The sequence below is a fragment of the Janthinobacterium sp. GW458P genome, from assembly GCF_002127585.1.
Taxonomy (GTDB): Bacteria; Pseudomonadota; Gammaproteobacteria; order Burkholderiales; family Burkholderiaceae_D; genus Janthinobacterium.
In genome coordinates this window covers 1-20,086 of record NZ_NEGZ01000078.1, presented here as the reverse complement: position 1 = coordinate 20,086, position 20,086 = coordinate 1, and the positions used below count along the sequence as shown (strand labels likewise).

Below are 20,086 nucleotides of genomic sequence, written 5' to 3'. Positions count from 1 at the left end.
CCGGGCGCTGGGCCGGGGCGGCCGGGCGCTGCGGCGTGGCGAACTGGGTCTGCAACTGGGGCCGCGGCTGGGCCATTTCCGAGGCGGCCGGCGGCGACGCCAGCGAGGCGGCGTCGTCATTGGCCAGCGCGAGGATTTCCACCACGCCATCGCCCTGGCGGTTCGACAGGATCACGGCGTCGGGACCCAATGCTTCGCGCACCTTGCGCAGCGCATCGCGCGACGAGGCGCCCGTAAATTTCTTCACATTCATGGCCGGCCTCCCAGGGCTGGGTGGGCGCTGTATTGGCTGAACTGTGTGACCATCATCGACTCCTGTTGCTTGAGTGCTGTCTTCCACATGGACACAGATCACCCGGACAGTTTCCATTATTAGCGATGCTTGTTGGAAATGATCGAAGGAACAGGACGGGAAAGTACCCGTTATTCAGTTTGCCGAAAGGAAATTGATGAAAAAATAAGCAAAAAGGTGGCGGGGACCGTCGTCGGTGATCAGCGAGGGCTGGGGTCTGACGGGGACGCCGAGTCCCCCTCGCACCCTGGCGATGACCTTCGTGCTGGCGGTGTTGCGGGTCCGACCCCGGCATTAACTATGGCAACTATTGCGCGCCCACCAGCGCCGTGACGCGAATCGTCTTGGTTTCCGGCACTTCCGCGTGCGACAGCACTTTGAGCTGCGGCAAGGCGCGGCGCAGGAAGCGCGACAGCAAGGCGCGCAGCGGCGCCGGCACCAGCAGCACGGGCGTCAGGCCCAGCGCTTCCTGCTGCTGCGCGGCCAGGCCCGCCTGGTGGGCAATGGTGTCGGCCAGACCCGGCTCGATGCCGGCGCCGTCGCCGCCATTGCCCATCGCTTGCATCAGCAGGCGCTCCAGGCGGCTGTCCAGGGTCATCACGGACAGCTCGGCCGCGCCGGGGAACAGCTGCTGCACGATGGCGCGGCCCAGGCCCACGCGCACCAGCGCCGTCAGGTCGTTCGGGTCCTGCGTATTGACCGTATGCTCGGCCAGCGTTTCGATGATGGTGCGCATGTCGCGGATGTGCACGCCTTCGGCCAGCAGGTTCTGCAGCACCTTCTGCAGGGTCGACAGCGACAGCATCTTCGGCACCAGGTCTTCCACCAGGCGCGGCGACTCCTTGCCCAGGTGATCGAGCAGCGACTGCACTTCGGCGCGGCCCAGCAGCTCCGAGGCGTGCGAGGTGATCAGGTGGTTCAGGTGCGTGGCCACCACGGTGCCCGCATCGACCACCGTGTAGCCCATCGATTGCGCCTGGTCGCGCAGGCTGGCCTCGATCCACGTGGCGGGCAGGCCGAACGCGGGGTCGGTGGTGGCCAGGCCGGGCAAGGTGCCGCTGGCCATGCCGGGGTTGATCGCCAGGAACTGGCCGTTGTAGGCCTCGCCCACGCCCACTTCCACGCCCTTGAGGGTGATGCGGTAGGCCGAGGGCTTCAGTTCCAGGTTGTCGCGGATATGCACGGGCGGCGCCAGGAAGCCCACTTCCTGGGCGAATTTCTTGCGGATGCCTTTGATGCGCTTGAGCAATTCGCCGCCCTGCGTCTTGTCGACCAGGGGGATCAGGCGGTAGCCCACTTCCAGGCCCAGGGTATCGACGGGCATGATGTCTTGCCAGCTGGCTTCTTCCTGCTCGGGCGCCACCGTGGCCGGCGGCGCTTCGGCCGGCGTCTCGGCCGCCTCCTTCGCCTGCGCCCGCGACTTGCTGATCAGGTAGGCCGAGCCGGCCAGCAGGGACGCCAGCAGGATGAAGACCATGTTCGGCATGCCGGGAATCAGGCCCATGCCGCCGATGATGCCGGCGGTAATGTACAGTACTTGCGGTTTCGCAAACAACTGGCCGACCAGCTGGGTGCCGATGTCCTGTTCGCTGGCCACGCGCGAGACGACGATACCGGCCGCCGTGGAAATGATCAGCGAAGGAATCTGCGCCACCAGGCCGTCACCGATGGCCAGCAGGGTGTAGTTCTTGAGCGCATCGGCAAAGCCCATGTCGTGCTGCAGCAAGCCCACCAGCAAACCGCCGACGATGTTGATGACGGTGACCATGATGCCGGCGATGGCGTCGCCGCGCACGTATTTGCTGGCGCCGTCCATGGCGCCGTAGAATTCCGCTTCCTGCGCCACTTCCGTGCGGCGGCGGCGCGCCTCGTCTTCGCCGATCAGGCCGGCGTTCAGGTCGGCGTCGATGGCCATCTGTTTACCAGGCATGGCGTCCAGCGCGAAGCGGGCGCCCACCTCGGCGATACGGCCCGCACCCTTGGTCACGACGGTAAAGTTGATGATGGTCAAAATGATAAACACGACGATACCGACCGTGTAATTGCCGCCAATCAAGAAGTGGCCGAAGGCTTCGATCACTTTACCGGCCGCGTCGGCGCCCGTGTGGCCTTCCGTCAGCACCACGCGCGTGGAGGCCACGTTCAGCGACAGGCGCAGCATGGTCGACACGAGCAGGATGGTCGGGAAGGCCATGAAATCGAGCGGCTTGACCGTGTACAGCGCCGTCAGCAGCACGATGATGGACAGCGCAATATTAAAGCTGAAGAAAATGTCGAGGATGAAGGCCGGCAGCGGCAGCACCATCATCGCCAGCAGCATGATGATGATGACCGGCGCGGCGATGCCCTTGCTGGCGTTGCCTTTCAGTCCGCTGAGCCAGGCTGGCATGGTCAGGCCGTTCATGGTGTGCTTCCTTTATTCTTGTCTGCCGCGTCTGCCGCGGCCTTGGTCTGCGATGCGGGGTCGAGCGGGTCGAGCTCGGGCGGCACGTCGAGTTTTTTCGGCTTCTCGGGGCGCTGGCCGTGGCCGCTGCCGTAGCTGCGCAGCTGGAACACGTAGGCCAGCACTTCGGCCACGGCGCCGTACAGCGCCTCGGGAATCTCGTCGCCGATGTCCGTGTGCTTGTACAGCGCGCGGGCCAGGGCCGGCGCTTCCAGGATGGCGACCTTGTGCTCGCCGGCCAGCTCGCGGATCTTCGCCGCCACCTCGTCGATGCCCTTGGCCACCACCTGCGGCGCGCCGCGCGAATTCTCGCCATACTTGAGCGCCACCGCATAGTGGGTCGGATTGGTCACCACCACGTCGGCCGTCGGCACGTCGGCCATCATGCGGCGGCGCGACATCTCATGCTGCATCTGGCGGATCTTCGCCTTGATCTGCGGATTGCCATCCGACTCCTTGGCCTCCTGCTTGACTTCCTGCAAGGACATTTTCATCTTGTTGGCGTAATGCCACATCTGGTAGGGGCCGTCGATGGCGGCGATCAGGCCCAGCGCGCCGACGATCAGCAGGAAAGCCGTGATCAGCAGACTGATCAGGTGAGCGGAACCGGCGCGCAAGGATTCGACCGACAGGCCCAGCACGGCGTCTTTCTGGTGCTGCATCACCATCCAGGCGACGACGCCGACGACGATGGTCTTGGCGACGGCCTTGAGCAATTCCACCAGCGCATTCTTCGAAAACATATTGCCCAGGCCGCGAATCGGGTTGAGCTTGCCAAAATTCGGGGTAAACGCCTTGGAGCTGAACAGCCAGCCGCCGACCAGCACCGGCGACGCCAGGGCGACGAGCATGATGGCCAGCGCATACGGCAGGCAAGTGAGCAGGACCGAGCCCACGTCGTAGCCGATGCGCAACATCATCGCGTCGGGATTGAGTATCTGCTCCCGGTCCAGCGACAGCCCGGAAACCATGACGGCCGTCAGCCGCCGCACGATGGCGTCGCCGGCAAACCACAGGCAGCAGCCGGACGCCATCAGCACCGTAAACGTCGCCACTTCACGCGATCGCGGAACGTCGCCTTCCTCACGCGCCTGCTCGAGGCGCTTCGGTGACGCGGCTTCGGTCTTTTCTGCGTCGCTGTCTTCCGACATCAATCAACTCCGGTGAAGTCCTGCGGCCTGGCTAGGCGCAATACGGACTGGGCATGACGCATTATCGGTTCAATCATCACGGCGCCATCAAGGGAAAAGGAGGGCGAATCCCCTGCTTTTCCTTTGCCGGGATGAAACAAGGCGCCGCAGGCGCCCAATTCGGAGGGGACCGAAAAATGGTCAGGACAAGGCGCAGCCCCGAAGACAGTACGAGTAGTACGGCGAGGGGCTGCAACGCAGTCATGGCCATTTTTCCGGGGCCCCTAACGATTTTTTCGCGCCTCGGCCTGTTTCACCGTTTGCTCTATCGCGCCGAACAAGGATTTACCGTCATCGCCCAGCATTTCCAGCCTGACAACATCGCCAAACAGCAGGAATGGCGTGCTGGCGACGCCATCGGCGATCATCTCCTGGTTACGTCGCTCAACGATGCTGGAAAATCCCTTCTTGACTTCCTTGTTGGCAATGCCGCCAGCACTCACCACGCTGCCGGCGCGCGCATTGCGCGTCTGGCACAGGTGGGCGAGCAATTGCGGGTAATTGAAGGCCATGTCGGCGCCCGCGTGGGGCTGGCCCGACAATTTGCCGTTCAGGCTGCAGCGCACGGCATAATGCACCTTGCCGCCGCGCCAGGCGTCGCCCAGCTCGTCCGGCGTGATGGCGACAGGCGAGCAAGCCATGGCCGGCTTCGATTGCAGGAAGCCGTAGCCGCCGGCCTGCTCGTCGGGCGCCAGGTTGCGCAGGGTGACGTCGTTGACCAGCATCAAGAGCTTGATGTTCAGGTGCGCCTGGTCCGGCGTCGACCCCATGGCCACGTCGTCCGTGATGGCGGCGATGCCGGCCTCGTAGTCGATGCCCCACTGCTCGTGCGCCAGGGCGATGTCGTCGTGGGCGCCGAGGAAGTCGTCGCTGGCGCCCTGGTACAGGCGCGGCGCCTCGCGCAGACTGGCGGGCGCCTCCAGGCCGGCGGCCTTGCAGGCCCGCTCGATCTGCTGCAGGTAGGACGCGCCGGCCACGCGCAAGCTGCTGCGCGGCAAGGGCGCCATGCAGTTGGCGGGGTCGAACTCGAAGGCGCGGTGGCCGCGGCCGCTATTGATGGTCTGGTACAGCAAGTCCAGCTGCGGGGAAATGAAACTCCAGTCGTCGAGCGCCTTTTGCAGGGTCGAGGCGATGCCGTCGGCCAGGTGCGCCGTTTTCAGGTCGCGCGAAACGACCGCCAGCTGGCCATCGCGCGTGCCATCCTTCAGTGTAGCTAATTTCATGTACGGAAAACTTCGTCAAATGCAGGCAATAGGAGGCTAAAGACGCCAAAAAGCCGGGAAAACCCGGCTTCGGCGCTCAGGGGGAGTTATGCCAGGAGGGCGATCTGTGCGGGCGTGAGGTAGCACCACTCGCCTTCGGCGATGCCCAGCGATGCCAGGGTCAGGCTGCCGATGGCGGAACGGTGCAGCGCGCTGCAATGGTTGCCGGCAGCGGCCAGCATGCGCTTGACCTGGTGGTACTTGCCCTGTTCGAGCACGATTTCCAGCAGATGCTCGCCGCGCTTGACGCACACGAGGGCGGCCAGCGGCGCCGGCTCGTCGTGCAGTTGCACGCCGGCCAAGAGCTGGGCCACCAGTTCATCGGTCACCGGCTCTTGCGTGGTAGCCTGGTAAATTTTCGGAACGTGGCGCTTCGGCGACGATTGTGCATGGATAAATGCCCCATCGTCGGACATCAAGAGCATGCCGGTCGTGTCATGGTCGAGCCGGCCGACGGGCTGGACTTCGCGCCAGCTGAACTGTTCCGGCAGCAGGGTCAGCACGCCAGGGTGGTGGCTGGGCTTGCGCGAGCATTCGAAGTTGGCGGGCTTGTACAGCGCCAGGTACAGGTGTTCGCGGTAGACCCACTCTTCCTCGAAGACGTGCAGCACCAGGCCTTCGGTCTCGACGGTGGTGCGGTAATTGGTCTGGGTGACGCCATCGATGACGACATCGCCATCATCGATAAGGGAACGGCAATACTTGCGGGTGCCAAAGCCCTGCGATTGCAGGATGCGGTCTAGGGATAATTTACTCATGGGCGTGACTGTACCAGAAGCGGCTGGCAGCGTGAAGCGGCCGCGCGCGCCGCCTGCGCCAGCGTACGGGAGGCGGGAAACCATGGCACACGCAGAAATACCGAAAAGAACAAGGTGAGATTTGGCGAGAAATGGCCCATTCCTTTGAGATATATCAAGCGCTCGGAATATCGCATTGATAGACTGAAACTTCGTTAGGAATCCGCCTAACGTGCGTTAGGAATTATGACAGCAGCCACGACCTCACAAGGATATCGTATGAAGCACATCGACACCATAGCCTTACAAGGCAGCATCGCCGACATGCGCGGCCGCATCGCCGCCGAACAGAGCGCCATGCATAAAGTCCAGCTCGGCCTGGCGCGCTGGCGCGGCGCCCTTCCCGAACAGGACGCAGACGGGGCCAGCCCCGCTCCTGCCAGCCAGGCACGCTGGCACGCCGAGGCGCAATGCCATTTCATGTGCTGGCTGGAACAGGGCGGCTTTGCCCTGGCGGAAGAGGAAGCGGACCAGGCGGCGCCGGCAGCCTCCATGGCGCACGGCACAAAGGGAGCCGGCGCGCAGGCTAAGCCATCCACCGCCCCGATCTCGCCTGCGCACTGCAACGACTGCGCCGCCTGAGGCGCAGCAGCCGGTCACCCATGCCCCGCCTTCGCATGCCTGCCCACCACCAGCCAGCCCACGCCGCGGCAACCGCGCCGCCCAGGCCATCCCCGACTTCGACGCACAAAAGGAAACGGCGGCATTGCGCCGCCGTTCCCAAGCCCCAACGGGACTTTAGTGAGGAATGTAAATTCACTCAAAACCACATCTGCGATGCGGCGAGTAGTTCCATGACCTGCCCATCAAAGTACTGACAACATAGTAGATATATCGCCCCTCCTTGAAAAGAACTACGCTTTCACTATAGCCCAGAAGGGTCGATTTTCAAGGCAAATTGCCATCTTATTGAAAATCATTCTCGATTGGCTTATCAAGTTATTACGAGAGATATCTTCAACGCAACGCCGGTTGCGCCTGCTGCACGGCCGCCTTCATGGCGCCCGCCCCCATGGCCGCGCCAAACTTCTTCAGCACCCGTTCCGGCAAGCCTTCGTGCTGCGTGTAGTCGACGATGTCTTCCGCCTTGACCACGTCGCGCGCCACGCTGTCGACCGTGCCGAAATCATCGGCCAGGCCCATTTCCACGGCTTTCGCGCCGGTCCAGTACAACCCCGAGAAAGTGTCCGGCGTTTCCTTCAGGCGCTTGCCCCGTCCCGCCCGCACCACCTCGATGAACTGCTGGTGGATTTCATTGAGCATGCCCTGCGCATACGCCTTGTGCTTGTCCGTCAGCGGGCTGAACGGGTCCATGAAGCCCTTGTTCTCGCCGGCCGTCAGCAAACGGCGCTCGACGCCCACTTTTTCCATCACGCCCGTAAAGCCGAAGCCGTCCATCAGCACGCCGATGGAGCCGACCACGCTGGCCTTGTTGACGTAGATGCGGTCGGCGGCGGCCGCGATGTAATAGCCGCCCGAGGCGCACATTTCATCGACCACCACATACAGGGGCTTGTCCGGATAGCCCTTGCGCAGGCGCTGCATCTCGTCGACGATCATGCCCGCCTGCACGGGGCTGCCGCCCGGACTATTGATATGCAGCACCACGGCCACGGAACCGGCGTCGGAAAACGCCTTGTCCAGCGCGGGGATGACGACGGCGGCCGAACCGCTGCCCTCGGACTCGATGGCGCCGCTGATGTCGATCAGGGCCGTGTGGCGGCCCAGGGTTTCGCTGTCGTCGGCCGTGTTGTAGTCATAAAACACCCACAGGGCGAACAGCACGATCAGCAGGCCGAAGACCTTGAAGAAGATGCTCCAGCGGCGGTGGGCGCGCTGCTCTTGCAACGTGGCAAACACCAGTTTTTCCAGCACGTCGCGTTCCCAGTGGCCGGCAGGGGCGCCGTTGCCGGCGGCCGCACCGCTGTCCAGCTTGTCATTCGTGTTATCGCTCATAGTTCACTTTGCTCACATTGCAAAAAGACCGGCGCCAGGCTTCAGGCCGGCACAGGCCTGACATAGTCATCGGGCTGCCAGTACAGCTGGCCATCGCGCTCGGCCACGGGAATCGGGCGCAAACGGCCGCCCTTGCAGGGGCCGCCCGCGCAGAAACCGCTTTCCGGCACATAGATGGCGCCGTGCGTCGAACACATCAGGTACAGGCCGCTGGATTCGAAAAACTCGCCCTCGGCCCAGTCCAGCTCGATAGGCACGTGGGCGCAGCGGTTCAGGTAGCCATACGCCTTGCCGCCATGGCGCACGACAAAGCCCGTCGTCGCTTCGCCCCCGGCCAGCACGGGAAAGCGCACGCCCTTGCCGCCGTCGGCCACGGCGTCGGCCGCGCAAATGAGCACTTCCGGCACATCGCCCATCATGCGTGCTCGCTCAGCCATTGATGCAGGTCGGCCACCGTGGCGGCCGAATACAGGGGCTTGCAAGCTTGCAACTGCTCGACGGGATGTGCCCCATACTCTACGGCAATACCGGCCGCGCCTGCATTGCTTGCCATCAATAAATCATGGCTGGTGTCGCCGACCATTACCGTGCGGCGCATGTCCTGACCCAGTTCGCGCGTCAGTTCCTGCAGCATGGCCGGATGGGGTTTGGAGAAAGTTTCGTCTGCGCAACGTGTCGCATCGAACAGGGACAGCAGCTTGACGGCGTTCAGCGATCGGTTCAGGCCGACGCGGCTCTTGCCCGTGGCGACGGCGAGGAAATACGCCTGCTGCGACAATTCCAGCAGCATTTCATGCACGCCCGGAAACAGTGCCAGCTCATGGTCGCGCGACAGATAGTGATAACGGTAGCGCTCGGCCATGCGCGCATGGTATTTCGGCTCCACGTCGGGCATCGCCAGCTGCATGGCTTCCTGCAGGCCCAGGCCGATCACGTGCGAGGCCTGCAACTCGGTGGGAACAGGCAAGCCCAGGTCTTTGGCCGAAGCCTGGATGCACTTGACGATGGTCGAGGTACTGTCTATCAGGGTGCCGTCCCAATCGAAGACGATCAGATCAAATTGCTTTCTTGCCATGTTTTCCGACGACAACGCCGCCGGCTCCTTGAGAATGAATGATGGCGACTGACTGCCTTGTGGGCAGCGTCGCGCGCACGCGTTTGATAACTATCTAACTATCGAGCGGCAACAGCCAATGGTTTGCCCAAGCTTACCAAGAAACGCTCGCATTCGGCAGCCAGCGGCGCATTCAGGGTCATCGTCTTGCCGTTTTCCGGATGCGTAAACGTGATCTGGTGCGCATGCAGGAACATGCGTTTCAGGGCGCCGCGCGTGCTGTCGGCCTTCAACAGGGCGCGGTTGAGGGCGAAGTCGCCATATTTATCGTCGCCGGCGATGGGGAAGCCGGACGAGGACAGGTGCACGCGGATCTGGTGCGTGCGGCCCGTCTTCAATTCCGCTTCCAGCAAGGCGAAGTTGTGATATTTATGCAACAGTGAAAACACCGTGTGCGACGCCAGGCCGTCGGCCTGCACGGCCACCCGGCGCTCGCCTTCGGCCGTCGTATATTTATGCAATGGCAACTTGATATGCTGGCGCGCGTTCTTCCAGTCGCCGGCCACGAGCACCAGGTAGCGCTTGTCCGTGACGCCGTCGCGCATCTGTTCATGCAAGTTCGTCAACGCGGAACGTTTCTTTGCAAGCAACAACAAGCCGGACGTGTCGCGGTCCAGGCGGTGCACCAGTTCCAGGAACTTGGCGTCGGGGCGCGAAGCGCGCAATTGCTCGATCACGCCGAACGAGACGCCCGAGCCGCCATGCACGGCCACGCCGGCCGGCTTGTCGATGACGAGCAGCTGCGCATCCTCGAAAATAATCTTGAATTCGGCGGCCGGCGCGCCCGTGGGCGCCTTTTCGGCCACGCGCACGGGTGGAATGCGCACCACGTCGCCGGCGGCGAGACGGTACAGCTGATCGATACGGCCTTTATTCACCCGCACTTCTCCCGATCGCAAGATCCGGTAGATGTGGCTTTTAGGCACTCCCTTGCACACTCTTAATAAGTAGTTGTCGATGCGCTGGCCTGCTTCTTCCTCGGCGATCGTTACGAATTGGGCTTGCGGCTGAACCGGGGGTGTTGAAGGGGGAACAACATCATTTTGACTCTTCATTTACTATGTCTTCCCAGAAATCTCTCTAAGTCCTTCATTTTGAATATATAATTGTTTTTGCTGCGGCCCTGGCTGCTGCGAGTGTAAGAATAAAAGCACATTTTACACAGGGGCGTCTCCACCGGCCTCGCCAAATTGCAAATTCGGTGGAAAAAAACGTATATGCACCATCCCTGCGCGAATCAAGGTTGCACCGTAGTTGTAATCGGATAACGCGTGGAGATGCTGAAGTGAGTGTGGGATTATAAGGATAAGTACCCGTTAGCGCGACTTATCGAGTCGGGCTCGCGGGTTGATGAAGTTGATAACGCTTGCCGTTTTCGCCAAACCCCGTATGCGGCCACCAGAGGGTTGTCGATGAATAGGCTGAGGCCAAGCCTCGCCATCGCGATCCCTGTCATGAGCCGGCCTACGATTTGGCTCTGAATTTGCTGACCACCTGCATTCTCTGCCCCCGGCATCCGGGCTGTTTCAGATGAGTTGCAGGTGTCCTGTGCACTCGGCATGACGATCGACCTCACCGCGCCCTGTTGCGGCCGCAACGCATCACGCGTTGTTGCTCCGCACGCTAAGGCATTCCCCCCGCCAACACTCCCGTTCTCGCATATATCCCTGTACTGTCGCCGCTTCCCCGGAAGCGGCTTTGAGATGGCCTACGGGTCGCGGAGTTATAAAAATGAAACGCATGTTGTTTAATGCCACGCAGCAAGAAGAACTGCGCGTAGCGATTGTCGACGGACAAAAACTGATCGACATCGATATCGAGACAGCCGGGCGCGAACAGCGCAAATCCAACATCTACAAGGGCGTCATCACGCGCATCGAGCCTTCGCTCGAAGCGTGCTTCGTCAGCTATGGCGAAGACCGCCACGGCTTCCTGCCCTTCAAGGAAGTTGCCCGCACGTATTTCCGCGAAGGCGTCGACGTGCGTAACGCGTCCGTCAAGGAAGCGCTGCGCGAAGGCCAGGAAATCATGGTCCAGGTGGAAAAGGAAGAGCGCGGCAACAAGGGCGCCGCGCTGACCTCGTTCGTCTCGCTGGCCGGCCGCTATCTGGTCTTGATGCCGAACAACCCGCGTGGCGGTGGCGTATCGCGCCGCGTGGAAGGGGAAGAGCGCCAGGAATTGCGCGAAACCATGGATAAACTGGACTTGCCTGCTGGCATGTCCGTCATTGCCCGCACGGCCGGCATCGGCCGCAACGTCGATGAACTGCAGTGGGACTTGAACTACCTGATGCAACTGTGGCGCGCCATCGAAGGCGCCGGCAAGTCGGCCAACGGCGCCTTCCTGATCTACCAGGAATCGTCGCTCGTCATCCGCGCCATCCGCGACTACTTCCAGCCCGACATCGGCGAGATCCTGATCGACACGGACGAGATCTACGACCAGGCGCACCAGTTCATGAGCCACGTGATGCCCGACATGGTGCACCGCGTCAAGCGCTACAGCGACGACGTGCCGCTGTTCTCGCGCTTCCAGATCGAACACCAGATCGAAACGGCGTACAGCCGCACCGTGCCGCTGCCATCGGGCGGCGCCATCGTCATCGACCACACCGAAGCGCTGGTCTCCGTCGACGTCAACTCGGCGCGCGCCACGCGCGGCTCGGACATCGAGACGACCGCCTTCAACACCAACTGCGAAGCGGCCGAGGAAGTGGCCCGCCAGCTGCGCTTGCGCGACCTGGGCGGCCTGATCGTCATCGACTTCATCGACATGGAAGTGGCAAAAAATCAACGCGAAGTGGAACAGCGCCTGAAGGACGCGCTGCACCATGACCGTGCCCGTGTACAAATGGGCAAGATTTCCCGCTTCGGCCTGATGGAACTGTCGCGCCAGCGCCTGCGCCCTTCGCTGTCCGAAGGTTCGCACGTGACGTGCCCGCGCTGCTCCGGCACCGGCCACATCCGCGACACGGAATCGTCCGCCCTGCAGGTGCTGCGCATCATCCAGGAAGAGGCGATGAAGGAAAACTCGGCCACCATCCACGTGCAGGTGCCCGTGGACGTGGGCGCCTTCCTGCTCAACGAAAAGCGCGGCGAAGTGCTGAAGATCGAGAACCGCCACCGCATCGCCGTGATCCTGATCCCGAACAAGCATCTGGAAACGCCGCACTACAAGCTCGAACGCATCAAGCACGACGATCCGCGTCTGGAAGACAGCCAGGCCAGCTACAACCTGGCCGAAAGCGCTGAAACCGACATGGCCTACAGCAAGCGCCAGAAGGAAGAAGCCAAGCCGCGCCAGGAAGCCGTCGTCAAGACGATCACGCCTGACCAGCCGGCACCGCTGGTCGAGCGCAAGCCCGTCGAAACGAAACCGGCTCCCGTGGCCGCGCCTGCCGCGCCGCAAGGCCTGATCGCCAAAATCATCAGCTTCTTCACGGGCGCGCCGGCTGCTCCGGCACCGGCCCCCGCCCCTGTCGCGCCAGTCAAGCCGGCCGGCAATGCCGACCGCGGCGACCGCAGCAACCGTGGCCCGCGTGGCCGTGGCCGCAATGGCAAGCCTGGCCGCGAAGAGCGCGAACCAGGCCAGGGCCGTCCGGCCCAGGACGATGCGGCGAAAGAAGCGGAAGCACTGGAAAAGGCGGCCCGTCCGCCACGCCCGCCGCGTCCGCCACGCGAACCGCGCGAAGCGCGCGAGAATGGCGATACGGCAGCGGCGCCACGCGAACGGGGCGAGCGTCCAGAACGGGCGGAACGTCCCGAGCGCGCTGAGCGTCCGGAACGCGCCGAGCGTCCGCCACGCCAGCCGCGCGAAGCGCGCGAACCACGCGCCGACAAGGCTGTTGTTGCTGAAGTGAAAGCTGAAGAACTGGCATTGGCCGGCGCTGCCGCCACGGCTGTCAACGTTGTCGTGGCGTCAAACGGCCCTGCCGCCGACGCCGCGCCTACGAGCTTGCTGAAGGCCCCGGCCAATGCCGGCCCTGAAGGCGAAGAGACGGAAAACGACGTGGAAGGCGAAGAACCGCGCCGCCGCCGTCGTCGTGGCGGCCGCAACCGCAACCGCCGCGACCGCGAAACGGGCGAGCTGATTGAATCGGCAAACGGCGAGAACGAAGGCCAGGACGCGCCCGTGATCAGCTTTACGGTCGCTCCGGCGCCGGAAGCGGCCGCCGCTGCCGATGCTGCGCCAGTGGCCGTCGTGGCTGCCGCCGCTGTCGTCGCCGTCGCGGCGCCGGTGGAAGCCGCCGTCGTGGACGTGGTCGAAGTGGTGGAAGTGGCCAAGGTGGTGGAGATCGCCAAGGTCGAGGTAGCCGCTCCTGCCGCAGAAGCCGCAGTTGCTGAAGTGATCGTGCCGCAAGCCCCTGTTGAGGCCGTCGTTGCTGTAGCGCAAGCTGAACCAGCCGCTGCCGAACCAGCACCAGCTGCCGAGTACAGCTTTGCCGAGAAGGCCGCGCCTGAAGCAGCAGCTCCTGCTCCAGCTCCTGCTCCAGCTCCAGCTCCAGCGGAAATCATCGTCGAAGCGGCGCCGGTCGTGGAAACGGCCGCCGTCGTGGAAACCGCCGTCGTGGCTGAAGCAGCGCCAGTCGCCGAAGCAGCACCTGTCGTGGTGGAAGCCGCCCCGGCGCTTGCCGAAGTTGCTCCCGCTGCGGCGCCAGCCCCCGTGGCTGCTCCTGCTCCTGCTCCGGCACCTGTCGTCGCTCCAGCTTCCGCACCGGCTCCATCGCCGGCGCCTGCGCCGCTGGACCTGGACGCGGTGCTCGGTTCGGCCGGCCTGACCCTGGCCGCCACCGATCCGGAAAAACTGCGCCTGGCGCAGGAAGCTGCCGCCAAGGCCGTCGCTCCCGTGCGCAAGCCGCGCGAGCGCAAACCCTTGCCGCCGCAATCGGATGAGCCGTTGATCCAGGTCAACACGCAACGTCCATAAGCGTGCCGGGTTTGCCCAGCCGCGAATGATGAAAGGGGGAGCTCAGGCTTCCCCTTTTTTACGTCCCCACCTTTGCCAGCCAGCCGCCATGCACGAGAACGCCGACCTTTCCCCTCCCGCCCCCGTCACCCTGCGCAGCGCCTTCTGGTACTGGCTCAAGCTGGGCTGCGTCAGCTTTGGCGGCCCCGCCGGGCAGATCGCCATGATGCATGCGGAACTGGTGGAAAAGCGGCGCTGGATCTCCGAGCAGCGCTTCCTGCACGCCCTCAATTACTGCATGCTGCTGCCGGGGCCGGAAGCGACCCAGCTGGCCATCTACATCGGCTGGCTGATGCACCGCACGCGCGGCGGCATCCTGGCCGGACTGCTGTTCCTGCTGCCCTCGCTGCTGCTGCTGATCGTCCTGTCCTGGCTGTACATGGCGTATGGCCACGTGGCCGCCATCGCCGGCATCCTGTACGGCGTCAAGCCGGCCGTCGTCGCCATCGTGGTGGCGGCCGCGTGGCGCCTGGGCCGGCGCACCTTGCGCAGCCCCGGCCTGAGCGCCATCGCAGCGGCGGCATTTATCGCCATCGCCGCGCTTCATCTGCCATTTCCGCTGATCGTCTTTGGCGCGGCCCTGCTGGGCATGGCGGGCGGGCGCTGGCTGCCGGCCCATTTCCAGGCCGGCGGCACGCGGCACGGCGGCGCGGCCCGCCACGGCGCCGCCCTGATCGACGACGACACGCCCACGCCGGAGCACGCGCAGCTCAAATGGCCGCGCCTGCTGGGCATGGCCAGCCTGGGGGTGGCGCTGGCCTTGCTCGCCTGGCTGGGCCTGGCGCTGCTGGGCGGAAAGGATCAGCCGCTGGCGCAGATGGGCGTGTTTTTCAGCAAGGCCGCCCTGCTGACGTTCGGCGGCGCGTATGCCGTGCTGCCCTATCTGGTGCAGGGCACCGTCGAGCAATACCACTGGATCAGCAGCACGCAGATGATGGATGGCCTGGCGCTGGGCGAAACGACGCCCGGCCCCTTGATCATGATCGTCGCCTTCATCGGTTTCGTGGGCGGCTGGAGCCACGCGGTGCTGGGCGGCAACCTGTGGCTGGCGGGCGTGTGCGGCGCCCTCGTCGCCAGCTGGTTTACTTTCCTGCCGTCATTCATCTTCATCCTGGCCGGCGCGCCGCTGGTGGAGGCGACGCGCGGCAACCTGCGCCTGAGCGCGCCCCTGAACGCCATTTCAGCGGCCGTGGTGGGCGTCATCGCCAGCCTGGCCCTGTTCTTCGGCCGCCACGTCTTCTGGCTGGAAACACCCTTGCCGCACTGGGATTGGCTGGCCCTCGCCATCGGCGCGGCGGCCGGCGTGGCGCTGATCAGGTTTCAAATGGGAACCATCAAATTGCTGCTCGCCTGTGCCATCTTCGGCCTCGTGCTATCGTATCTGCCTTGAACGACTTAACGTAACTGGCATCACCTTTCATGGCTGACAAGATTATCTACCTCGCCGAGGCCCGCAACGGGGTGCTGGCGATACCCGAGCGGCTGGAAAGCCCCAGCGGCAGCGTCGCCGACCGCCTGGGCCGGCCCCTGCACGACCTGCGCATCTCGATTACCGACCGCTGCAATTTCCGCTGCGTGTACTGCATGCCGAAGGACGTATTCGACAAGAATCACGTCTACCTGCCGCACACGGATTTGCTGTCCTTCGAGGAAATCACGCGCGTAGCGCGCCTGTTCGTCGCGCACGGCGTGGAAAAGATCCGCCTGACGGGCGGCGAGCCGCTGCTGCGCAAGAATATCGAAAAGCTCGTCGCCATGCTGGCCGCACTGCGCACGCCGTCGGGCCAGCCGCTGGACCTGACCCTGACGACCAACGGTTCCCTGCTGGCCAGAAAAGCGCAAGCGCTCAAGGATGCGGGCCTGAACCGCGTCACCGTGTCGCTCGACTCGCTCGACGACGCCACCTTCAAGCGCATGAACGACGTCGATTTCGCCGTCGCCGACGTGCTGGACGGCATCGCCGCCGCCCACGCGGCGGGCCTGGGACCGATCAAGATCAACATGGTGGTCAAGGCCGGCATGAACGAGCAGGAAATCGTGCCCATGGCGCGCCACTTCAAGGGCACGCCCTACATCCTGCGCTTCATCGAATACATGGACGTGGGCGCCTCGAACGGCTGGAACTTGCAGGAAGTCATCCCTTCGGCCGAGGTCGCGCGGCGCATCGCGGAACACATGCCTTTGCTGCCGATCAACCCCAACTACGCGGGCGAGACGGCGGCGCGCTGGCGCTATGCGGACGGCGACGGCGAGATCGGCCTCATTTCCAGCGTCACGCAGGCGTTCTGCGCCGACTGCAGCCGCGCCCGCCTATCGACCGAAGGCAAGCTCTACACTTGCCTGTTCGCCACCAGCGGCCACGACTTGCGCGGCCTGCTGCGCGGCGGACGCAGCGACGAGGAGATTTCCACGGTGGTGGCGCAGCTGTGGCGCGGCCGCGCCGACCGCTATTCGGCCTTGCGCACCAGCCAGACGGACTTGACGGGCGGCGCGCTTGAGCGCGGTAAAAAGAAAGTGGAAATGTCATATATCGGCGGCTGAATCGGACGCAAGGGGCGCCCGCCGCTGCTACCATGGCGCATGCACCCATTTTCCTACCTGACATGATCAACAAACACGATATTACCGGCCTCATTCTTGCTGGCGGACTCGGCACGCGCATGGGCCACGGCGACAAGGGCATGCAGCCGCTGCACGGCCAGCCCCTGGCCCGCCACGTGCTGCAGCGCCTGGCGCCGCAAGTGGGCCCGCTGGCCATCAGCGCCAACGAACACGCCGGCAACTACGCCCGTTTTGGCCTGCCCGTCTGGCAAGACGTGCTGCCCGGCCACGCCGGCCCGCTGGCAGGTCTGCACAGCGGCATGCGGCACGCCGCCACGCCCTACCTGCTGAGCGTGCCGTGCGACTCGCCCCTGCTGCCGCCCGACCTGGCGGCGCGCCTGGCCGCCGGCTTGACGCAAAACAATGCCGACCTGGCCATCGCCGTCACCGAAGAGCTTGATCCGGCGACGGGATTGACGGTACGCCGTTCCCATCCCGTTTTTTGCCTGGTGAAAACATCGGCCCTGCCCCAGCTGGACGCCTACCTGGCCGCCGGCGAGCGCCGCATGCGCACCTGGCACGGCCCCCTGAAGCTGGCCGAGGTGCTGTTCGAAGACAGCGCCGCGTTTGGCAACGTGAATACGCCGGACGAGCTGGTCGCCCTGCAGGCGCGGGCATTGAGCGTGCCGATGGCGCAAGCCATCCTCGCCGATACCGTCACGCCCGTGGCCGACATCGAGCAATTGCCGCTGCAGCAGGCGTTCGAGCGCATCCTGGCGGCCGACATCATCTCGCCCATCAGCGTGCCCGCGCACGACAATTCCGCCATGGATGGCTATGCGCTTTACGGAGCTGACCTTGGCGCCGACCTCGGCGGCGGCGCCCCTGTCACCCTGGCCGTCGTCGACACCATCCTGGCCGGGCGTCCCGGCACCGTCAAAGTTGCACGCGGGCAATGCGCGCGCATCATGACGGGCGCCGTCATGCCCGACGGCTGCGACAGCGTGGTGCCGCAGGAACTCGTGCTGCAAGCGGGCGAAACGAGCATCACGCTGGCGCCGGACTGCATCCGTCCCGGCGACAACCGCCGTTTCAAGGGCGAAGACTTGATGCAGGGCAAACCGGCCTTGCTGCAGGGCAAGCGCCTGGGTCCGGCCGAGCTGGGTTTGCTCGCCTCGCTGGGCATCGCCACGGTGCCCGTGCGCCGCCGGCTGCGCGTGGCCTTCTTTTCCACGGGCGACGAATTGCGCTCGATCGGCGAACCGCTGGCCGCCGGCTGCATCTACGACAGCAACCGCTACACCCTGCTGGGCATGCTGACCCGCCTCGGCTGCGAGGTACTCGACATGGGCATCGTCAAGGACAATCCGCCGGCGCTGGAAGCGGCCCTGCGCGGCGCCTGCGCCTCGGCCGACGTCATCATCACTTCGGGCGGCGTCTCCAGCGGCGCGGCCGATTTTACGCGCGAAATCCTGGCCCGCCTGGGCAAGGTCGCCTTCTGGCACATCAACATGCGTCCGGGCCGCCCCATGGCGTTTGGCCGGATCGCCAGCGCGGGCGACACGGCCTTGCTGCTGGGCTTGCCCGGCAACCCCGTGGCCGTGATGGCGACCTTCTATTTCCTCGCCCGCCCCGCCCTGCTGCGCCTGATGGGCGCCGATGCGGAGGCGTCCAGCCTGCCGCTGCTGCAGGTGGCGGCACAGGCGCCCATCCGCAAGAAGCGGGGCCGCACGGAATACCAGCGCGGCATCGTCGAGCGCGATGCGGACGGGCGCCAGCACGTGCGCGTGACCGGCGCGCAAGGCTCGGGCATCCTGCGCTCGATGACGCAAGCCAATTGCATGATCGTGCTGCATGAAGCGCAAGGCAACGTGGCGGCCGGCGACCTGGTCGATATCGTGCTGTTCCACGGATTGACCTGATGAAACATCTAGTTCTGGCGCTGGCCCTGCTGCCGGGCATGGCGGCGCATGCTGGCGAAGTCCACAGCAATGGCTACACGGTGCGCTTCGACGAGCGCATCGAAACGGCGCCGGGCGACTTGCATGGCGCCAGCGTGGGCCGCATCAGCATCGTGCGCGCCGCCGATCAAGGTCTCGCGTGGCAGGAAAATACGCCCTTGCAGCCGGGCTGCGGCGCCATTGCGGCCGTCACCGTCCTCAACGACAGCTATGTGGCCCTGTGCGGCCACTTGGGCGGGCGCCATTACACGCAAAAGATCATCTTCATGCAAGGCAACTCGCCCGCCATGGTGAGCGTGGACCAGTTCGATTCGCCCAGCGCCGTGCGCGTGGAACGCGACGGATCGCTGGCCATCGACGTCCTGCGGCGCGACCGGTTCCCCGGCGAACTGACGGGTCCGCATTATTTTCCCACCGTGTACCGCTTGCACCATGATGACGCCACGTTCGGTTTCGTCCCCAGCTTTGATGGCGATGCCGCCGAGCGCTACTGGCAGCACTATCGCGCCAAGCGCCAGGCGGCGCCAGCGGCGGACGTACTACCGGAACTGCTGGCGTCCCTGCTGGCCGCGCAGGCCGGCAAGCAGCCCATCTGCACCGAGCTGGCCACGCTCGCCGCCGACCTGCAGCGTGACAGCCAGCCGCACGATGCACAAGGTGCGCGTACCTTGATGCGCACCTGGCTGCACAAGTTGCCGGCCATCGGCTATCCCCGCTTCGAGGCACCTGCCTGCCGGGGCACGTTCTAGCGCGACATGCGGTCGGCGCTGCGGCGCCAGCTCGCTCAACATCCTTCTTCAAGCACCACCACGGCCCGCCCTGCGCGGGCCGCTTGCATTGCCCCTGCGCAATCAATTTTCCTCATTTGAACGCCTTTTCCCACCGAGATAAAAATATTAATTATTTCGCTCAATAACATATCAATAAACACAACACTAATTGTAATAATTTTATTTATTTGTTGATATTGAAGTTTCTTCGGTGATAACATCCGGACTCAAGCAAAAGAGTTCAATTTTGATATTGTTTTCACGAGGAAACTACCAATGAAACACGGCCCATCGATCGCGGGCGCCTGCATGCTGGGTGCCGCCGTCCTGTTCGGCATGTTGTCCCTGACGCCCCTGCCCGCCAGCGCGAAAGGCATGGCCCGCGCCGACGTGCTCGATAATTGCAGCTGGAACCGTCCCGGCGTCGATCCGTTCATGGGTGACGTGGTGGCGGCCGTGGACCGCTATACGGATATCGCGCCCCAGGTGCGCGAACAATTGAAGGAGCGCATGCGCGCGCGCCAGTACGACGAGATCGTCGTGATCAGCCGCGACGCCATCCGCGGCAAGGGCAACTACAACGCGCGCATCAGCGAGATGCATTTCGGCCCTGGCCGCGTCTGCCGCAACGTCACGCGCGCGGGATGGAGCGAGCAGATGCAGGAACGGGGACTCGTGTATTGCGTGCAGGGCCAGTGCATCCTCGTGCCGACGATCTGCCGCAACGTCAGCCGCATCACGCAGGCGCCCGCGTCGGCGCCGCCGGCGGCGGGCGCCGCACCCGGCGCTGCAGCA

At 64.4% G+C, this 20,086-nt stretch carries 16 protein-coding genes and 1 pseudogene; 7 read left to right on the top strand and 10 right to left on the bottom strand.

Annotated features, from left to right (window positions below; all coding sequences use genetic code 11):
* The 5 genes and pseudogenes from CBW50_RS29545 to CBW50_RS26360 form a co-directional block, all read right to left on the bottom strand.
* Nucleotides 1–253 (bottom strand): annotated as a pseudogene (locus tag CBW50_RS29545) (flagellar biosynthesis protein FlhF); the annotation flags it as partial.
* A gap of 346 nt (nt 254–599) precedes the next feature.
* The gene (gene flhA, locus CBW50_RS26375) at nt 600–2,696 is read right to left on the bottom strand and encodes a flagellar biosynthesis protein FlhA (protein ID WP_086148261.1); all 2,097 of its coding nucleotides are present in this window, start codon (nt 2,694–2,696) and stop codon (nt 600–602) included.
* Complete coding sequence (gene flhB, locus CBW50_RS26370; protein ID WP_086148260.1) at nt 2,693–3,886, bottom strand: flagellar biosynthesis protein FlhB; 1,194 nt, start codon at nt 3,884–3,886, stop codon at nt 2,693–2,695. Before flhB ends, flhA begins: the two co-directional genes overlap by 4 nt.
* Nucleotides 3,887–4,149: 263 nt before the next feature.
* Nucleotides 4,150–5,148: a fumarylacetoacetate hydrolase family protein gene (locus tag CBW50_RS26365; RefSeq protein ID WP_086148259.1), complete on the bottom strand. Its 999-nt coding sequence runs from the start codon at nt 5,146–5,148 to the stop codon at nt 4,150–4,152.
* Nucleotides 5,149–5,234: 86 nt separating this feature from the next.
* Complete coding sequence (locus tag CBW50_RS26360; protein ID WP_086148258.1) at nt 5,235–5,945, bottom strand: pseudouridine synthase; 711 nt, start codon at nt 5,943–5,945, stop codon at nt 5,235–5,237.
* A gap of 258 nt (nt 5,946–6,203) precedes the next feature.
* On the opposite strand from CBW50_RS26360, the gene CBW50_RS26355 reads away from it, so the two are divergent.
* Nucleotides 6,204–6,566: a hypothetical protein gene (locus tag CBW50_RS26355; protein WP_086148257.1), complete on the top strand. Its 363-nt coding sequence runs from the start codon at nt 6,204–6,206 to the stop codon at nt 6,564–6,566.
* Nucleotides 6,567–6,941: 375 nt separating this feature from the next.
* On the opposite strand, the gene CBW50_RS26350 is transcribed toward CBW50_RS26355, so the two are convergent.
* The 4 genes from CBW50_RS26350 to CBW50_RS26335 all read right to left on the bottom strand — a co-directional run bounded on the left by CBW50_RS26350 (nt 6,942) and on the right by CBW50_RS26335 (nt 10,109).
* On the bottom strand, nt 6,942–7,940 hold the full coding sequence (locus CBW50_RS26350) for a S49 family peptidase (protein WP_086148256.1): 999 nt from the start codon (nt 7,938–7,940) through the stop codon (nt 6,942–6,944).
* Nucleotides 7,941–7,981: 41 nt separating this feature from the next.
* The gene (locus tag CBW50_RS26345; RefSeq protein ID WP_086148255.1) at nt 7,982–8,359 is read right to left on the bottom strand and encodes a Rieske 2Fe-2S domain-containing protein; all 378 of its coding nucleotides are present in this window, start codon (nt 8,357–8,359) and stop codon (nt 7,982–7,984) included.
* Nucleotides 8,356–9,015: an HAD-IA family hydrolase gene (locus CBW50_RS26340; RefSeq protein ID WP_086148262.1), complete on the bottom strand. Its 660-nt coding sequence runs from the start codon at nt 9,013–9,015 to the stop codon at nt 8,356–8,358. Before CBW50_RS26340 ends, CBW50_RS26345 begins: the two co-directional genes overlap by 4 nt.
* Nucleotides 9,016–9,113: 98 nt before the next feature.
* Nucleotides 9,114–10,109, bottom strand: coding sequence for an RluA family pseudouridine synthase (locus CBW50_RS26335; RefSeq protein WP_086148254.1), 996 nt, complete (start codon nt 10,107–10,109; stop codon nt 9,114–9,116).
* 676 nt (nt 10,110–10,785) lie between these two features.
* On the opposite strand from CBW50_RS26335, the gene CBW50_RS26330 reads away from it, so the two are divergent.
* The 5 genes from CBW50_RS26330 (at nt 10,786) to CBW50_RS26310 (ending at nt 19,270) form a co-directional block, all read left to right on the top strand.
* A complete protein-coding gene (locus CBW50_RS26330; RefSeq protein WP_086148253.1) occupies nt 10,786–13,980 on the top strand; it encodes an Rne/Rng family ribonuclease in 3,195 nt (1,064 codons plus the stop codon).
* 88 nt (nt 13,981–14,068) lie between these two features.
* Nucleotides 14,069–15,409 (top strand): chromate efflux transporter, encoded by a 1,341-nt coding sequence (gene chrA, locus CBW50_RS26325; RefSeq protein ID WP_086148252.1) that lies wholly within the window; start codon nt 14,069–14,071, stop codon nt 15,407–15,409.
* Nucleotides 15,410–15,438: 29 nt separating this feature from the next.
* Nucleotides 15,439–16,560: a GTP 3',8-cyclase MoaA gene (moaA, locus tag CBW50_RS26320; protein ID WP_086148251.1), complete on the top strand. Its 1,122-nt coding sequence runs from the start codon at nt 15,439–15,441 to the stop codon at nt 16,558–16,560.
* A 62-nt stretch (nt 16,561–16,622) separates the two neighbouring features.
* Nucleotides 16,623–18,482, top strand: a complete 1,860-nt coding sequence (gene glp, locus CBW50_RS26315) for a gephyrin-like molybdotransferase Glp (RefSeq protein WP_226935382.1) — start codon at nt 16,623–16,625, stop codon at nt 18,480–18,482.
* Complete coding sequence (locus tag CBW50_RS26310) at nt 18,482–19,270, top strand: hypothetical protein (protein ID WP_086148249.1); 789 nt, start codon at nt 18,482–18,484, stop codon at nt 19,268–19,270. The genes glp and CBW50_RS26310 overlap by 1 nt, the downstream gene beginning before the upstream one ends.
* A gap of 35 nt (nt 19,271–19,305) precedes the next feature.
* Here the strand turns inward: CBW50_RS26310 and CBW50_RS29155 are convergent, their stop codons facing one another.
* Entirely contained in the window at nt 19,306–19,512 is a 207-nt protein-coding gene (locus CBW50_RS29155) for a hypothetical protein (protein ID WP_139842651.1), read from the bottom strand.
* Nucleotides 19,513–19,567: 55 nt separating this feature from the next.
* Between CBW50_RS29155 and CBW50_RS26305 the strand changes: the two genes are divergently transcribed.
* Nucleotides 19,568–20,086 (top strand): MHFG family PEP-CTERM protein (locus CBW50_RS26305; protein WP_216356415.1); only part of this gene is annotated, 519 nt, incomplete at its 3' end.

Excerpts from the sequence above, each read along its gene's own strand:
- CBW50_RS26330 (WP_086148253.1), top strand. The coding sequence starts at position 10,786 with ATGAAACGCATGTTGTTTAATGCCACGCAGCAAGAAGAACTGCGCGTA.
- chrA (WP_086148252.1), top strand. The coding sequence starts at position 14,069 with ATGCACGAGAACGCCGACCTTTCCCCTCCCGCCCCCGTCACCCTGCGC.
- CBW50_RS26355 (WP_086148257.1), top strand. The coding sequence starts at position 6,204 with ATGAAGCACATCGACACCATAGCCTTACAAGGCAGCATCGCCGACATG.
- glp (WP_226935382.1), top strand. The coding sequence starts at position 16,623 with ATGATCAACAAACACGATATTACCGGCCTCATTCTTGCTGGCGGACTC.
- CBW50_RS29155 (WP_139842651.1), bottom strand. The coding sequence starts at position 19,512 with ATGTTATCACCGAAGAAACTTCAATATCAACAAATAAATAAAATTATT.
- CBW50_RS26310 (WP_086148249.1), top strand. The coding sequence starts at position 18,482 with ATGAAACATCTAGTTCTGGCGCTGGCCCTGCTGCCGGGCATGGCGGCG.
- CBW50_RS26350 (WP_086148256.1), bottom strand. The coding sequence starts at position 7,940 with ATGAGCGATAACACGAATGACAAGCTGGACAGCGGTGCGGCCGCCGGC.
- CBW50_RS26365 (WP_086148259.1), bottom strand. The coding sequence starts at position 5,148 with ATGAAATTAGCTACACTGAAGGATGGCACGCGCGATGGCCAGCTGGCG.
- flhB (WP_086148260.1), bottom strand. The coding sequence starts at position 3,886 with ATGTCGGAAGACAGCGACGCAGAAAAGACCGAAGCCGCGTCACCGAAG.
- CBW50_RS26340 (WP_086148262.1), bottom strand. The coding sequence starts at position 9,015 with ATGGCAAGAAAGCAATTTGATCTGATCGTCTTCGATTGGGACGGCACC.
- CBW50_RS26360 (WP_086148258.1), bottom strand. The coding sequence starts at position 5,945 with ATGAGTAAATTATCCCTAGACCGCATCCTGCAATCGCAGGGCTTTGGC.
- flhA (WP_086148261.1), bottom strand. The coding sequence starts at position 2,696 with ATGAACGGCCTGACCATGCCAGCCTGGCTCAGCGGACTGAAAGGCAAC.
- moaA (WP_086148251.1), top strand. The coding sequence starts at position 15,439 with ATGGCTGACAAGATTATCTACCTCGCCGAGGCCCGCAACGGGGTGCTG.
- CBW50_RS26345 (WP_086148255.1), bottom strand. The coding sequence starts at position 8,359 with ATGATGGGCGATGTGCCGGAAGTGCTCATTTGCGCGGCCGACGCCGTG.
- CBW50_RS26335 (WP_086148254.1), bottom strand. The coding sequence starts at position 10,109 with ATGAAGAGTCAAAATGATGTTGTTCCCCCTTCAACACCCCCGGTTCAG.